Source organism: Rhizobium sp. BK491 (assembly GCF_014194925.1).
Taxonomy (GTDB): Bacteria; Pseudomonadota; Alphaproteobacteria; order Rhizobiales; family Rhizobiaceae; genus Rhizobium.
Genome location: NZ_JACIAR010000002.1, coordinates 163,133 through 175,796, shown reverse-complemented (window position 1 = coordinate 175,796; position 12,664 = coordinate 163,133). Strand labels below are relative to the sequence as shown.

The following is a 12,664-nucleotide window of genomic DNA, read 5'->3' as shown; positions in this document are numbered from 1 at the left end:
CTCACCGAGTCAACGCGGGTTCGAACACGGTTTCGTGACAGCCAGAAGTGGTGTGGCAATCTTGACAATCCACCTACCAAAAGGTAGGCAGCGACATGAAATCAGTAGTTTCAACTTCAGAAAAAATTCTTGACATTGCGCAGTCTCTTATCGTGGCCGGAGGCTACAACGGCTTCAGCTATGCCGACATCTCCGCCGCGATCGGTATCCGGAAGGCGAGCATCCACCATCACTTTCCAACAAAGGCCGAACTGGTTTCGGTGCTCGTGGGCCGTTACAGGCAGCAGACGGAAACGGGTCTGAAGTCTTTGCGCGAAGGAATCTCGAGCCCTGCGGAACAGCTGCAGGCCTATGTGAGCTACTGGCACTCATGCATTCGGGACGCCTCGCTGCCCTTCTGCGTCTGTGCGATGCTCGCCAGCGAGATGCAGATGCTGCCGGAGGATGTCGCATCCCAGGTACGTGGCCATTTTCATAACCTTGCAGGATGGCTTGCGTCGGTGCTGCAGGCTGGAACCGAGAATGGCTTCTTCCAGCTGGACAAGCGACCCGAGGAAGAGGCGCAAATCCTGATGGCTTCGGTTCATGGGGCAATGCTCTCGGCGAGAGCTTTCGGCGATCCAGGACTGTTCATCGCAATCGTTGCACCCCAGATCGCCAGGCTTCAAGCCCCGGATTGACGGAGAAGTTGCCGGGACCAAACTCAAAGCAACGACGGCTTACGCCCACCAGTCTCAGGCTTTCGTGGCGAAAACTGTCGCCCCGATACTCGCGGAAACCACAAGCGCGGTGCCGAACATCTGAGACGCCGTCATCGGCTGCGACAGAATGACAAACCCGGCAACGGCGCCGATGGCGGGTTCGAGGCTCATGAGGATGCCGAAGGAAGATGTTGGCATGCGCTTGAGCGCCACCATTTCCAGCACATAGGGTAGCAGCGGCACGAGCAACGCCAAGCCGGCTATTTCAAGAAGGCCGAAGGCCGTCAGATTAGGGACCGCAGAGGCATAGCCGAAGGGCGTGGAGACGACCGCTGCGATCAGCAGGGACATGGAAAGACCCTCGAGTCCCTCAAAGGCATTGCCGACCTTCTTCGTCAAAAGAATGTAGCAGGCCCATCCCGCTCCGGCACCGATGGCAAAGAGGATGCCGGGAAGATTGCCGACCCACTCTTCGCCATCATAGGCCAGCAGCAGAACGCCGATTGCCGCAAGGATCGGCCAGAGAAGCTGGCGGCTGAGCCCGAAGCCGAGGGTCGCGACCAGCAACGGCCCGAGAAATTCGATAGCAACGGCAAGGCCCAAGGGAATGCGCGCGATTGCCGAAAAGAAGGAGGTCGTCATCAGCGCCGATACGGTGCCGAGCGCCAACACGCCGAGCCATTGCGAGCGGCTGTAGCTCATGATCTTGGGCCGAACGATGATTGCCAGCGCGATAGAGGCGAAGACGAGCCGCAGCCAGGTCGCGCCCGCCGGCCCATAGGCATGGATGATCGGGGAGGACAGTGCCGAGCCGAACTGGACTGACGACATGGACATGACGCACATCAGCACGCCGGCGGCAATGCCACCGGTCGATGGCGCAACATCCGGATGCGGCATCAAGGCCGCGCCGCCATCCGTGCCACGCTCGACAAGCTTCTGTTCCATAACCTCTCCCATCAGGCGAGGCTTTTTAGAAGCTCAGACTTATGCTGACAAATTCAAACTTTTCATCCTGCAATCAGGCAGTTTGATGCAAGCATCTCTCAAGCCTCGAGACCCTTCAGCATATTTGCAACGTTGAGGCCGATTTCGGGCACGCCATAACCGCCCTCCATGCAGACGAGGACGGGCAGCCCGGCGGCCGCGATGCGCTCACCCATGCGGACGAAATCCTGCGAGGTCAGCTTGAAGAAGGAAATCGGATCGCGCTCGAACGTATCGACGCCGAGCGAGAGCACGATCGCCTCCGCGCCGAATAGCTTGATGCGGGCGAGCGCATCATCGAGTGCCGCCGACCAGACTTCCCATGGCGTGCCGCGCGGCATGGGGTAATTGCGGTTGGCGCCCAACCCATTGCCCTCGCCCTTCTCATCGGCATGGCCGAGGAAATAGGGAAAGGCATGGATGGGATCGCCATGGAGCGACGCCGTGAAAACATCGCCGCGCCGGTAGAATATGTCCTGCGTGCCGTTGCCGTGATGGAAATCGACATCGAGCACGGCAACCTTGGCGGCGCCATGATCACGCAGGCGCTGCGCCGCGACGCCGGCATTGTTTATGAAGCAATAACCGCCGAAGAGATCGATGCCGGCGTGATGGCCGGGCGGGCGGCAGAGGGCGAAAGCGAAGCGATTGCCGGCGTGCAGCCAATCGGCGCCGGTCAGGGCGCAGCGCATGGACGCGAGCGCAGCCTCATAGGAGCCTTTGGTGATGGAGGTATCGGCAGCATTGGCATAATGGCCGATCATGCCGACGATATTGTCGGGCACGCGCTGGCTGGTGCGCCTGACGGGAAAGGAGTTGGCGATCGCTTCGCCCTTGTAGCCAGCGGCGACCCAGCGCTCCCAGACCACGCCGAGAAAATCGAGATAAGCGGGATCATGGACCTTGCGCGCCGTTTCCAGCCCATGGGCTTCAGGCGCGACGACATCGTTAAAGCCGGCTTCTTTTACGGCGGCGAGGATCCATTCGGCGCGGAAGGGTGCCTCGAAGGGCGTGACGAGCTGGCCATCATGCAGCTCGGTCTTGGCATCCCTCAGCTTGTGATCCTCCGAATAAATGACGCGCATCGTCCCCTCCTCCATCGCCGGCATTGTTTTGCTGATAACACGAAGGCTTACATGCATCGCGCCCCGGAAAAAAGAGCGGGATGTGGCCTTGAATGCTGCTGCAAACAACTGCACCTTCCGCCCACGTTCGAGGAATTGGAGGCGGCGGCATGAAACTCCTGATGGTCGATGTCGACGGCGTGCTGGTGCACGGCCGCCCGGGTGACGGACTGCCGCTGTTCACCTATCTGGAGCGCGATCTGGGCTTGCGGCTTGAGGCGCTGCAAGAGGCATTCTTCAAAACCTGTTGGCCTGACATCGTCACCGGCCGCGATGCGCTCGAGCCGAGGCTTGCTGAGGTTCTCGGGAAGATTGCGCCCCACGTTAGCGCCCGAACCCTGATCGACTACTGGTTCGAGAATGACTCTCGCCTGGACCACGGCCTGCTCGAGGACCTCGCCGCACTGAGGGCCGGGGGAACGAAGATGTTCCTCGCCACCAATCAGGAGCATATGCGTGCCGCCTATCTGATGGAGAATCTCAGGCTCTCCGACTATTTCGACGGCATCTTCTATTCTGCGATGCTGGGTTACCAGAAGCCGGCGCCGGAGTTCTTCCGGCTGGCGACCGAGCGCGTCGGCATCGCGCCCGGCGACATCGCCTTCATCGACGATTACCCCGCCAATATCGAAGCCGCCCGGCAATTCGGCTGGAAAGCAATGCATTGGGCGCCAGGCTCGAAGCTGGAAGATGCGCTCGCGGCCTTTTCGCGCTGAAATTACGTGGAAATCCGCTTGTAGAAGATGGTCGTGTCGCAGAACCCGCCCTGCGGCCACAAGGCGTAATCGGGGACGACGCCGACGCGCTCCCAGCCGAGGCGGGGGTAGATGGCTTCGGCGTCGCTGCCCGTCGCTGTGTCGAGCACCAGCAAGGTCTTGCCGATACGCGCGGCTTCGCGCTCAGCGGCTTCCATCAACAGCCGAGCAAGCCCCTTGCCTCGCGCGGAGCTGTGCACCAGCAGTTTTTTGAGATCGCCACGATGCGGCTGGTTCGGCATCTGTGCAGCGCCGACCTGCACTGTTCCGACCACCCTGCTCTCAATTACGGCGGCGAAAAGCAGTGTCGCGCCGCTTTCGACGCTGTCGGCCACGCCCTGCCAATACGGCAATGCGTCGGCCGCCCCATAAGGCTGCATGAAGCCGACGGAAGCGCCGCCATTGACGCAATCGGCGAGCACATCGCAAAGATCCGGCAGAGCAGCACGAGCCTCGGCGGCGGAGAGAAGACGAATATCAGGCATGAAGAGATCCTTGGATGTTATGAACGGCCGCGATCGAGGATGACGCTGTAGCGCGCCGGCACCTCGCCGGGATTGTGGAAGGCGTGGCCATCGCCAACACCCATGAACAGACAATCGCCGGGCATGAGATGATGGGCGACATCGCGATGCGTCACCTCCATCTCGCCCTCGAACAGCCAGACGTGCTGGGTCATGCCGGCGCTTGCCGTATTCGGCGGGAAGATAACGCGCGCGCCGGCGGGGAACGTGACTTCGACGACATCGACCTTGGAGCCCGCGCCCGGTGGCGAGACGGCGCGTCTGACATAGCCGGTTCCCGGATCGCGCCAGATCGCCTGCTGCTCGCGGCGGGCAAGCGGCGATACCTCATCCTCCTCCTCGGCAAAGAAGGCCGAAAGCGAAAGGCCGAGCGCCGCGCAGAGGCGCGACAGCAGCGAAGCCGTCGGGCTGGCCTCCGCCCGCTCGATGCGCGAGATCATGGCGCGGCTGACGGCCGAGGCATTGGCAAGCTCATCCAGCGTCAGGCCCCGGGCAATGCGCAGCTCCTTGATGCGCGCACCGATCGCCATTTCCAGATCATCAACCGCCATTCTCTGTGTCTCTCATTTCGAAATTCTACTATATAAGAAATACACGTTCTGATGATGGAATCAAGTGTGCGTCGGCGCTCCCTTGTGGCGGGGCCGGAAAGGCTAACATAACGTGAAGATAGCCACCAAAACCCCGCTTTTCCGCTTTGCGGCGCGGGGCGGCGCTGCTATATGGCGCGCATGAGCACCAATTCCACCACTCCGCTTTCGCACATCCGCAACTTCTCGATCGTGGCCCATATCGACCATGGCAAATCGACGCTGGCCGACCGCCTGATTCAGACGACGGGCGGCCTTGCCGAACGCGAGATGTCGGAGCAGGTGCTGGACAATATGGAGATCGAGCGCGAGCGCGGCATCACCATCAAGGCTCAGACCGTGCGCCTGCACTACAAGGCGAACAATGGCGAGACCTATATCCTCAATCTGATCGACACGCCCGGACACGTCGACTTCGCCTATGAAGTCTCGCGCTCGCTGTCGGCCTGCGAGGGATCGCTGCTTGTTGTCGACGCCTCTCAGGGTGTGGAAGCGCAGACGCTCGCCAACGTCTACCAGGCGATCGACAATAATCACGAGCTCGTCACCGTCCTCAACAAGATCGACCTGCCGGCGGCCGAACCCGACCGCATCAAGGACCAGATCGAAGAGGTCATCGGCATCGATGCGTCGGACGCCGTTTTGATCTCGGCGAAGACCGGCCTCGGCATTCCCGACGTGCTCGAAGCCATCGTCCACAAGCTGCCGGCGCCGAAGAGCCCGGGCGGCGAAAAGGCACCGCTGAAGGCGCTGCTGGTCGATAGCTGGTACGACACCTATCTCGGCGTCATGGTTCTCGTGCGCATCATCGACGGCACGCTGACCAAGGGCCAGACCATCCGCATGATGGGCACGGACGCGAAGTACCAGATCGAGCGCGTCGGCGTTCTCACGCCGAAGATGGTCGCCGTCGACAGCCTCGGTCCCGGCGAAATCGGCTTCATCACCGCCTCGATCAAGGAAGTGGCCGACACCCGCGTCGGCGATACCATCACCGAAGACAAGCGCCCGACCGCCGAGGCTCTTCCGGGCTTCAAGCCGGCGCAGCCTGTCGTGTTCTGCGGCCTCTTCCCGGTCGATGCCGCCGATTTCGAGGACTTGCGCTCGGCCATGGGCAAGCTGCGCCTCAACGACGCCAGCTTCTCCTTCGAAATGGAATCGTCCGCCGCTCTCGGCTTCGGTTTCCGCTGCGGCTTCCTCGGCCTGCTGCACCTGGAAATCATCCAGGAGCGCCTCGAGCGGGAATTCAATCTCGACCTGATCGCGACGGCACCTTCCGTCGTCTACCAGCTCACCATGACCGACGGCACGGAGATCGAGCTGCATAATCCGGCGGACATGCCCGACGTCGTCAAGATTTCCGAATTCCGCGAGCCGTGGATCAAGGCGACGATCCTGACGCCGGACGATTATCTTGGCTCGATCCTGAAGCTCTGCCAGGACCGCCGCGGCATCCAGACCGAGCTGACCTATGTCGGCAACCGCGCCATGATCACCTACGACCTGCCGCTCAACGAAGTCGTCTTCGACTTCTACGACCGCCTGAAGTCGATTTCGAAGGGCTATGCCTCCTTCGACTACAGCCTGACCGACTATCGCGAGAGCGACCTCGTCAAGATGTCGATCCTCGTCAATGCCGAGCCGGTCGATGCGCTCTCCATGCTCGTACACCGCTCCGCCGCCGAGAAGCGCGGCCGCGTCATGTGCGAGAAGCTGAAGGACCTGATCCCGCAGCACATGTTCCAGATCCCGATCCAGGCCGCCATCGGCGGGCGCATCATCGCCCGCGAGACGGTGAAGGCCCTGCGCAAGGACGTGACCGCCAAGTGCTACGGCGGCGATGCCACCCGCAAGCGCAAGCTGCTCGACAAGCAGAAGGAAGGCAAGAAGCGCATGCGGCAGTTCGGCAAGGTCGAAATCCCGCAGGAAGCGTTTATCGCCGCGCTGAAGATGGGGGATGAGTGAGGCTCTTATCAAATACAAATTATGCGCATATAATTTGCGCATAATTTGAGGAGTTCCTCATGACCCAGACCGCACGAAAAGCTGCAAATTTATCTCTCGACGAGAAGCTCGTTTCAGAGGCACGTGGCCTGAAAATCAATATCTCACGTGCTGCAGAAGACGGCATAGCGCGCGCCATCAAGGTTGAGCGCGAACGACTATGGCTTATGGAAAATGCTGAGGCAATCGAACAAGCCAATTCCTACGTTGAAAAACATGGCCTGCCGTTTGGAAAATATCGGCAGTTCTGATGGCAAGATTCCGCGTCTATGGTCTGAGGCAGAGTCGAACTCTCGTACTCGATCTTCAAGCTGATTTACTGGATAGGCTAAGCACGCGGATAATGGCTCCATTGCTTCGCGCGGAAGATGTGTTGACGCCAATAGCGAGGCTCAACCCGCAATTCACTATCGCCGACGAGACTTATATCATGGCGACCCAGCTTATGGCGGCGATACCGCTCGCCGAAATCGGAGAGTTGATTACTGATCTAAGTTCGCACGGCGATCAGATTACCGCCGCAACCGACTTTCTTTTTCAAGGCTTCTGATCTTAGTTCGCAGCCATATATTCCTTCGTCAAACCCTCATACTCTTCCATCGCCGGCAGTGCGGCGTAGCTGTGCTTGGCTGGCGTCGTCGCCCAGGGCAGCTTTTCGCTCGTCCAGGTCTCCATGAAAGGCGTGAACCAGCTGACGTTATCAAGCATGGTGGCGCGGACGTTGACGAACCAATCGACCCCTTCGAGCTTCGTGAACATCCAGCTCATGCAATGCGGGCAGAAATAGTGATGGATGACATCGCCGTGCAAGCCGCCGATGACGGGTTCGCCCTCAGTCACCTCGAAACCCTCCGTGGGTATGGCGGCGCTCAGCGAATAGGGTCCGGCCGTCATGCGCTGGCAGCCGGTGCAATGGCAGGCCATGGTGAGTATCGGCTTGGCGCTGATCTTCAGCCGCACCTGTCCACAACGACAACCGCCTTCGCATGGTAATTCCAGTGCACTCATGATGTCATTTCCTCCTATTTCAAACTGCCAGTGTATAACACATCGCCATCTGATTGATCGGATGTGCCCGATCATCGCCGATGCTCAGGCCTCTGCCGCCTGCGGAAGCTCTGCTTGCACCTTGATCGTCCGCACCCAGGCGCGCGCGATCGCAAGGCCGGCCGTCTCAGCCGCTGCGGAATGCTTGGCGACGAGCTCCGGATAGCGGTCGAGCCAGCCCGGCTCCTTGCGCTCGATCGTTTCCCTGAATTCGCCGCGCCAGCGCTCCACCACGGCGGCATTGGCCTCGAAGTGGAACTGCGTGCCATAGGTGGCGCGGCCGATGCGGAAGGCCTGGTTCGGCGTGACGCCATTGGCGGCAAGGCGCGTGGCTCCATCAGGCAAGGTAAAGGTGTCGCCATGCCATTCGAAGATGGTGAATTCGTCGCCGACATCGGCCAGCAGCGGGTCTGCCTTACCCTCTTCCGTGAGGCCGACCGTCTTCCAGCCGAATTCATGGGCGGTGCCGAGACGGTTTTCCGCCTCATAGGCGCGCGCCAGGATCTGGCTGCCGAGGCAGATGCCGAGCACGGCCTTATCCTCACCCTCGAAACGGCGCATCAGCCCCGCCAGCTCCGGCAGATAGGGATGGGTGTCGTCATCGCGGGCGCTCTGCTCGCCACCGAGCACGGCCAGCGCATCCCAGGATGACGTTTCCTTCGGCAGGGCCTCGCCGCTCCAGGGGCGGAACCAACCGATCTCGGCTCCAGCCTCCTCCAGCGCAATGCCAAGCGCGCCGAGCGGGGTGTTCTTCATATTCTCGATGATGGCGACGCGCATACCGTTGATTCCCGAGCGATGTTACCACCGGAGATGAGCATGAGGCGGCGGGAGAGGCAAGTGGCCAGAGCGCGTCAACATTCCACGGAAATGCCGAACGACTCCGGCCGTCTAATCCTGGCGCAATTCCGAACGGAAAACCGCCTGTCACTTTTCCTGGAATTGCTTTGGCTTGCAGCAGACTAAAGTTGAGCCTAAATCTCAGCAAACAACGAAGGATCAGGACGATGAGCGACAAGCCCCGCATCACCATTCTCTATTGCACCCAATGCAACTGGTTGCTGCGCTCCGGCTGGATGGCGCAGGAGCTGTTGCAGACCTTTACCGACAGTCTCGGTGAAGTGGCGCTGATCCCCGGCACCGGCGGCGTCTTCGAAATCCGCATCGACGGCGAGCTGTTGTGGGAGCGCAAGCGCGACGGCGGCTTTCCCGGGCCGAAGGAGTTGAAGCAGCGGGTGCGGGATATCATCGACCCCGAGCGCGATCTCGGCCATACCGATCGCGGATCGCTGGAAAGCTAGGCTCTGCTGCTCAGGCATCAGTCGAAGGGCGAACGGCAGGGCTTGGTTCCATTATTGATCGTCGTATAGCTGTTGGTGCCGGGATTATAGGTGCGATAGCGCTCGGCACACCAAGTCTGGTGCTGCCTCAGCTTGTGAGCCGGCGAAGGATAGAGTGCCCTTGGCGGCGGTGCAGAGGTTTCGCGCGGGAGGATATGAACGCGCGGGCTGTCATAGCGATTGAGGCCTCCGGTATAGGGCGGTGTGACGGGAAGCGGCTGGCCTGGGCGCGTGTAGAACTGCCGCTGTCCGAAACCAAAGCAGCCACGGGAATCGCAGATGACGGTGTTGGTGCGCGACGGCGTAATGAGCTTCCGAGAATCCGAGGCGGCGGCAGCGAAATCCGCCTGCGACAGCGAGGCGAGTGTGAGGGCGCAGCCAAACGCGATCCTATGAAAAATAGCCATGACAAGTTCCTGTTCCGGACGCTGCTAACCTGTGGCGGGCCGCCACACCTCTTATCTTAGTTGGGGTCATGACGACGGCAAAACCAGTACTGCCGCAACCGGAACCTATCGATCCGCGATGAGTTGATCGCCGCCACCGCTTGCGCCATAACAGCCCAACCATTGCAAGGGAGATTGCCAGTGAGCAGCTTGAAATTCGGCACCAGCGGCCTTCGCGGCCTATCCGCAGATCTCACCGGTCGGGCATCGGCGCTCTACGCGACAGCCTTTGCCCGCCACCTGCTGAAAAACGGCCATGCCAAGCCGGGCGATCTCATCCTCATCGGCCGCGATTTCCGCGAATCGAGCCCGGCGATCTCCGCCACCTGCATCGGCGCGCTGAAGCGGGCTGGCCTGACGCCGATCGACTGCGGCACATTGCCGACGCCGGCGCTGGCGCTTTACGGCCTGCAGCTGAAGGCGGCCTCACTGATGATCACCGGCTCGCATATCCCAGCCGACCGCAATGGCATCAAATTCTACCGGCCGGACGGCGAGATCGACAAGCGCGACGAAGTGGCGATCAGCGAGGAGGCGCTTGCGATCGGCGATTCGGCGCTCGACGAAACCCCCGCCGAGGCGGAAAACCGCACGGCGGAGACGGAGGCGCTGTTCCTAGAGCGCAACAAGGGCCTGCTGCCAGCAGGCAGCCTCGCCGGCCTCACCATCGGCATCTATCAGCACAGCACGGTGGCGCGTGATCTCTTCGGTGAGGTGCTAACCCATTACGGCGCCCGCGTTGTGCCGCTCGGCCGCTCCGAGAGCTTCATTCCGGTGGATACGGAAGCGGTCTCGGCCGAGACGATCCGCCTGATGAAAGCCTGGGCACCGGAACACGGGCTGGATGCCATCGTTTCCGCCGATGGCGACGGCGATCGGCCGCTGGTCGCGGACGAAACCGGCGAGCCGCTGCGCGGCGATCTGCTCGGCCTCATCGCCGCAAATTTCCTCGGTGCACAAGTGGTCGTTACGCCTGTCACCTCCAATTCGGGCATTGAGGCCGCCGGCTCCTATACCGTCACTCGTACCCGCGTCGGTTCCCCCTATGTGATCGCCGGCATGGACGAGGCCATTGCGGCGGGCAAGGCCAATGTCATGGGCTTTGAGGCCAATGGCGGCACGCTGACAGCCAGCCGCTTCACCGTCGAGGGAAAACCCTTCGAGCCGCTGCCGACCCGCGACAGCTTCCTTCCGATTCTCGCTACGCTTTATGCCGCCGCCAAGGCAGGCAATCCGCTCTCGGCCGTCGCCGGTAGCTACCGCCTGCCCTTTGCAGCCGCCGACCGCCTGGAGAACTTCCCCGTGGAAACCAGCGCAGCGCTGATGGCCTATCTGCGCGCCTCCGATGCCAATCTTGCGGATTTCCTGGAGCCCATCGCGGCGGTCGCCTCGAAAAGCGACATCGACGGCCTGCGGGTGACACTTGTGGATAACCGAATCATCCATTTCCGCCCCTCCGGCAATGCGCCTGAAATGCGCTGCTATGTGGAAGCATCGAGCGAAAGCGAGGCAAAGGCCCTGCTGGAACAGGGACTTGGCCTGATCAGCGCATGGGCCGCAGCCCGGGCTTGACCCGGGCTTCACCCGCTTTTTTCGCGATTGACACTAAAACTTCAAAAACCCTGTTGACACCGGACGGCCACCCCCTTACATGCGTGTCCGTCGCCCAGATGGCGGAATTGGTAGACGCGCAGGTTTCAGGTACCTGTGCCGCGAGGCGTGGAGGTTCGAGTCCTCTTCTGGGCACCATTTCCTTTCTTGAGAAACGTAGATTTCTCAAAAATTTCAAAACATAACAGATGCTTTCGATACGCATTCCGGTTCGCCGGAAGCGCGTTCGGCTGGTTTTGAAACATGGCGGCAGCCTCTCCGAAGCCATCTTTAAATCATTGACTACCGAGGAAGAGAGCGACCTAATGGGGCAAACCATGAGGGATGTTCGATGGACCACAAGAGCGACTGGTACGATCTGATCGTCGGCAACGGCAACGTCAATGAAGGGCTCGGGAGGATAATAGGCTTCATCCTCGCCGTGATCGTGATTCTCAGCCTGATCTTTTGGATGATCTGAGCGCTCCCGCTTTGGGTGGCCTGGCCGCGTCGTCGCGCCCTCTGGTACATATCGATCTAATGAAGGCTTCCAAGATCCGGCCTGACGCTAAGCCCCGCCTCCTGCGCCGCCTCCAGAAAAGCCTTCCGCGATTCCTCGGCGGAGGCCATTCCAAGCACGGCATCGAGGCATACGAGCACAGCCTCATCCACAACAGGTCCGCTGACAACAGGCCATTCCTCGCTCATGCAGTTCGCTGCATCGAGCGCGCTGGTTATGATCGCATAATGCCCGGCGCCGCCGAGATCGACTATAACGGGATTGTTCCAATCGCCATATTCCATCGTCACGCCTCCTAAATGTTGAGCGCGACCAATGCTGCAATCAGAAGCGATCCGGTACCGTCCCATGCGGCCGCTGTCCTAGAATAATGCATGAAATCAACTCCTCGCTGACGCCATGAGGCGATAACGGCAACGGCGGCGAGATGTTCCCGGCCGCGGATCTGCCGCCAGTTTTTCTTGAGCCTCGTCGGATCCGGCCCACTCAGCGAAAGCTTCTTGCCACGCATTGGCGCCGATCACTCCTCCTGCGCTTCGCGCTGTGCGCAAACCTCCATCCCATTACGGCGCTAGCTTCCCCGCTTCCAACTGGTTAACTTTTGAAGCAGGGAGGTGAGACGAATAAGGGGAACAACAAAATGGACCACGTCTACAATCTGCTCTGGCTTGCTTTCAGCGTCGCTCTTCTCTTCGCCGCATTGAACCGGCGGCTGGCCGGAGATTTCGTCACCATGTGGTATCTGCTCGTCATCACAGCTGTGACCGTGATGGCCTGGGCGGGCTTCTTCCCGACTGATATGGCGAACCTGCGGGCCGGCTAATCTGCGGGCCGCAATCCCATGCCGACCCCTCGCAACCACCACCTCAATGCGTCCCAGACGCGAAAAAACCGCCGAAAATCTCTTTCGGCGGCTTGGAGCGTGATCGAAGGACGGAGCCGCGCGTCGCGATCTTTCAGATTCGTTTCCCGCGCTTTAGGTCTTTCATTTTGCGCATGTCGTTGTCGCAAAGCCGCTGCACACTTTTGCGCGACA

At 60.7% G+C, this 12,664-nt stretch carries 18 protein-coding genes and 1 tRNA gene; 10 read left to right on the top strand and 9 right to left on the bottom strand.

All coding sequences use genetic code 11. From position 1 onward, the window contains the following. Window positions 1-95 precede the first annotated feature (95 nt). Window positions 96-680: a TetR/AcrR family transcriptional regulator gene (locus FHX05_RS08700; RefSeq protein WP_183871319.1), complete on the top strand. Its 585-nt coding sequence runs from the start codon at window positions 96-98 to the stop codon at window positions 678-680. Between the two features lie 54 nt (window positions 681-734). Here FHX05_RS08700 and FHX05_RS08695 read toward each other — a convergent pair whose 3' ends face one another. Both FHX05_RS08695 and FHX05_RS08690 read right to left on the bottom strand, forming a co-directional pair. Continuing rightward, the gene (locus tag FHX05_RS08695; protein ID WP_183871318.1) at window positions 735-1,649 is read right to left on the bottom strand and encodes an EamA family transporter; all 915 of its coding nucleotides are present in this window, start codon (window positions 1,647-1,649) and stop codon (window positions 735-737) included. A gap of 98 nt (window positions 1,650-1,747) precedes the next feature. Then, window positions 1,748-2,773, bottom strand: coding sequence for a histone deacetylase family protein (locus FHX05_RS08690; RefSeq protein WP_183871317.1), 1,026 nt, complete (start codon window positions 2,771-2,773; stop codon window positions 1,748-1,750). A gap of 149 nt (window positions 2,774-2,922) precedes the next feature. Here FHX05_RS08690 and FHX05_RS08685 point away from each other — a divergent pair, with 149 nt between their 5' ends. Further along, on the top strand, window positions 2,923-3,528 hold the full coding sequence (locus FHX05_RS08685) for an HAD-IA family hydrolase (protein ID WP_183871316.1): 606 nt from the start codon (window positions 2,923-2,925) through the stop codon (window positions 3,526-3,528). 2 nt (window positions 3,529-3,530) lie between these two features. On the opposite strand, the gene FHX05_RS08680 is transcribed toward FHX05_RS08685, so the two are convergent. Next, entirely contained in the window at window positions 3,531-4,052 is a 522-nt protein-coding gene (locus tag FHX05_RS08680; protein WP_183871315.1) for a GNAT family N-acetyltransferase, read from the bottom strand. A gap of 17 nt (window positions 4,053-4,069) precedes the next feature. Further along, the gene (locus FHX05_RS08675; RefSeq protein ID WP_183871314.1) at window positions 4,070-4,642 is read right to left on the bottom strand and encodes a helix-turn-helix domain-containing protein; all 573 of its coding nucleotides are present in this window, start codon (window positions 4,640-4,642) and stop codon (window positions 4,070-4,072) included. Between the two features lie 171 nt (window positions 4,643-4,813). Between FHX05_RS08675 and lepA the strand changes: the two genes are divergently transcribed. Genes lepA through FHX05_RS08660 form a run of 3 tightly spaced genes read left to right on the top strand, consistent with a single transcriptional unit; the run spans window position 4,814 to window position 7,235 of the window. Beyond that, on the top strand, window positions 4,814-6,646 hold the full coding sequence (gene lepA / locus FHX05_RS08670) for a translation elongation factor 4 (RefSeq protein ID WP_112336797.1): 1,833 nt from the start codon (window positions 4,814-4,816) through the stop codon (window positions 6,644-6,646). 59 nt (window positions 6,647-6,705) lie between these two features. Next, window positions 6,706-6,936 carry a type II toxin-antitoxin system CcdA family antitoxin gene (locus tag FHX05_RS08665; protein ID WP_112609205.1) on the top strand — a complete coding sequence of 77 codons (231 nt, stop codon included), beginning with the start codon at window positions 6,706-6,708 and terminating at the stop codon, window positions 6,934-6,936. Beyond that, a complete protein-coding gene (locus FHX05_RS08660) occupies window positions 6,936-7,235 on the top strand; it encodes a CcdB family protein (protein ID WP_183713599.1) in 300 nt (99 codons plus the stop codon). Before FHX05_RS08665 ends, FHX05_RS08660 begins: the two co-directional genes overlap by 1 nt. A 2-nt stretch (window positions 7,236-7,237) precedes the next feature. Here the strand turns inward: FHX05_RS08660 and FHX05_RS08655 are convergent, their stop codons facing one another. Continuing rightward, on the bottom strand, window positions 7,238-7,693 hold the full coding sequence (locus tag FHX05_RS08655) for a GFA family protein (RefSeq protein WP_183871313.1): 456 nt from the start codon (window positions 7,691-7,693) through the stop codon (window positions 7,238-7,240). 84 nt (window positions 7,694-7,777) lie between these two features. Continuing rightward, window positions 7,778-8,512 (bottom strand): type 1 glutamine amidotransferase, encoded by a 735-nt coding sequence (locus FHX05_RS08650; protein ID WP_112609199.1) that lies wholly within the window; start codon window positions 8,510-8,512, stop codon window positions 7,778-7,780. Between the two features lie 227 nt (window positions 8,513-8,739). Here FHX05_RS08650 and FHX05_RS08645 point away from each other — a divergent pair, with 227 nt between their 5' ends. Next, window positions 8,740-9,033, top strand: a complete 294-nt coding sequence (locus tag FHX05_RS08645) for a SelT/SelW/SelH family protein (protein ID WP_015338465.1) — start codon at window positions 8,740-8,742, stop codon at window positions 9,031-9,033. A gap of 17 nt (window positions 9,034-9,050) precedes the next feature. Here the strand turns inward: FHX05_RS08645 and FHX05_RS08640 are convergent, their stop codons facing one another. Next, the gene (locus FHX05_RS08640; protein WP_183871312.1) at window positions 9,051-9,479 is read right to left on the bottom strand and encodes a BA14K family protein; all 429 of its coding nucleotides are present in this window, start codon (window positions 9,477-9,479) and stop codon (window positions 9,051-9,053) included. A 180-nt stretch (window positions 9,480-9,659) separates the two neighbouring features. On the opposite strand from FHX05_RS08640, the gene FHX05_RS08635 reads away from it, so the two are divergent. From FHX05_RS08635 to FHX05_RS30735, 3 genes are all read left to right on the top strand, one after another. Then, on the top strand, window positions 9,660-11,090 hold the full coding sequence (locus FHX05_RS08635; RefSeq protein ID WP_183871311.1) for a phosphomannomutase: 1,431 nt from the start codon (window positions 9,660-9,662) through the stop codon (window positions 11,088-11,090). 92 nt (window positions 11,091-11,182) lie between these two features. Continuing rightward, a tRNA-Leu gene (locus tag FHX05_RS08630) sits at window positions 11,183-11,267 on the top strand. A gap of 193 nt (window positions 11,268-11,460) precedes the next feature. Continuing rightward, window positions 11,461-11,589, top strand: a complete 129-nt coding sequence (locus tag FHX05_RS30735) for a hypothetical protein (RefSeq protein WP_015338462.1) — start codon at window positions 11,461-11,463, stop codon at window positions 11,587-11,589. A 56-nt stretch (window positions 11,590-11,645) separates the two neighbouring features. On the opposite strand, the gene FHX05_RS08625 is transcribed toward FHX05_RS30735, so the two are convergent. Then, the gene (locus tag FHX05_RS08625) at window positions 11,646-11,912 is read right to left on the bottom strand and encodes a DUF982 domain-containing protein (RefSeq protein WP_183713607.1); all 267 of its coding nucleotides are present in this window, start codon (window positions 11,910-11,912) and stop codon (window positions 11,646-11,648) included. Between the two features lie 11 nt (window positions 11,913-11,923). Beyond that, complete coding sequence (locus FHX05_RS08620) at window positions 11,924-12,139, bottom strand: hypothetical protein (RefSeq protein ID WP_183871310.1); 216 nt, start codon at window positions 12,137-12,139, stop codon at window positions 11,924-11,926. A gap of 129 nt (window positions 12,140-12,268) precedes the next feature. Here FHX05_RS08620 and FHX05_RS08615 point away from each other — a divergent pair, with 129 nt between their 5' ends. Beyond that, complete coding sequence (locus tag FHX05_RS08615) at window positions 12,269-12,451, top strand: hypothetical protein (RefSeq protein ID WP_112336816.1); 183 nt, start codon at window positions 12,269-12,271, stop codon at window positions 12,449-12,451. Window positions 12,452-12,664: the final 213 nt, after the last annotated feature.

Bases quoted from the DNA above. Each gene is read 5' to 3' on its own strand.
- FHX05_RS08700 (WP_183871319.1), top strand. From the start codon at position 96: ATGAAATCAGTAGTTTCAACTTCAGAAAAAATTCTTGACATTGCGCAG.
- FHX05_RS08695 (WP_183871318.1), bottom strand. From the start codon at position 1,649: ATGGAACAGAAGCTTGTCGAGCGTGGCACGGATGGCGGCGCGGCCTTG.
- FHX05_RS08690 (WP_183871317.1), bottom strand. From the start codon at position 2,773: ATGCGCGTCATTTATTCGGAGGATCACAAGCTGAGGGATGCCAAGACC.
- FHX05_RS08685 (WP_183871316.1), top strand. From the start codon at position 2,923: ATGAAACTCCTGATGGTCGATGTCGACGGCGTGCTGGTGCACGGCCGC.
- FHX05_RS08680 (WP_183871315.1), bottom strand. From the start codon at position 4,052: ATGCCTGATATTCGTCTTCTCTCCGCCGCCGAGGCTCGTGCTGCTCTG.
- FHX05_RS08675 (WP_183871314.1), bottom strand. From the start codon at position 4,642: ATGGCGGTTGATGATCTGGAAATGGCGATCGGTGCGCGCATCAAGGAG.
- lepA (WP_112336797.1), top strand. From the start codon at position 4,814: ATGGCGCGCATGAGCACCAATTCCACCACTCCGCTTTCGCACATCCGC.
- FHX05_RS08665 (WP_112609205.1), top strand. From the start codon at position 6,706: ATGACCCAGACCGCACGAAAAGCTGCAAATTTATCTCTCGACGAGAAG.
- FHX05_RS08660 (WP_183713599.1), top strand. From the start codon at position 6,936: ATGGCAAGATTCCGCGTCTATGGTCTGAGGCAGAGTCGAACTCTCGTA.
- FHX05_RS08655 (WP_183871313.1), bottom strand. From the start codon at position 7,693: ATGAGTGCACTGGAATTACCATGCGAAGGCGGTTGTCGTTGTGGACAG.
- FHX05_RS08650 (WP_112609199.1), bottom strand. From the start codon at position 8,512: ATGCGCGTCGCCATCATCGAGAATATGAAGAACACCCCGCTCGGCGCG.
- FHX05_RS08645 (WP_015338465.1), top strand. From the start codon at position 8,740: ATGAGCGACAAGCCCCGCATCACCATTCTCTATTGCACCCAATGCAAC.
- FHX05_RS08640 (WP_183871312.1), bottom strand. From the start codon at position 9,479: ATGGCTATTTTTCATAGGATCGCGTTTGGCTGCGCCCTCACACTCGCC.
- FHX05_RS30735 (WP_015338462.1), top strand. From the start codon at position 11,461: ATGGACCACAAGAGCGACTGGTACGATCTGATCGTCGGCAACGGCAAC.
- FHX05_RS08625 (WP_183713607.1), bottom strand. From the start codon at position 11,912: ATGGAATATGGCGATTGGAACAATCCCGTTATAGTCGATCTCGGCGGC.
- FHX05_RS08620 (WP_183871310.1), bottom strand. From the start codon at position 12,139: ATGCGTGGCAAGAAGCTTTCGCTGAGTGGGCCGGATCCGACGAGGCTC.
- FHX05_RS08615 (WP_112336816.1), top strand. From the start codon at position 12,269: ATGGACCACGTCTACAATCTGCTCTGGCTTGCTTTCAGCGTCGCTCTT.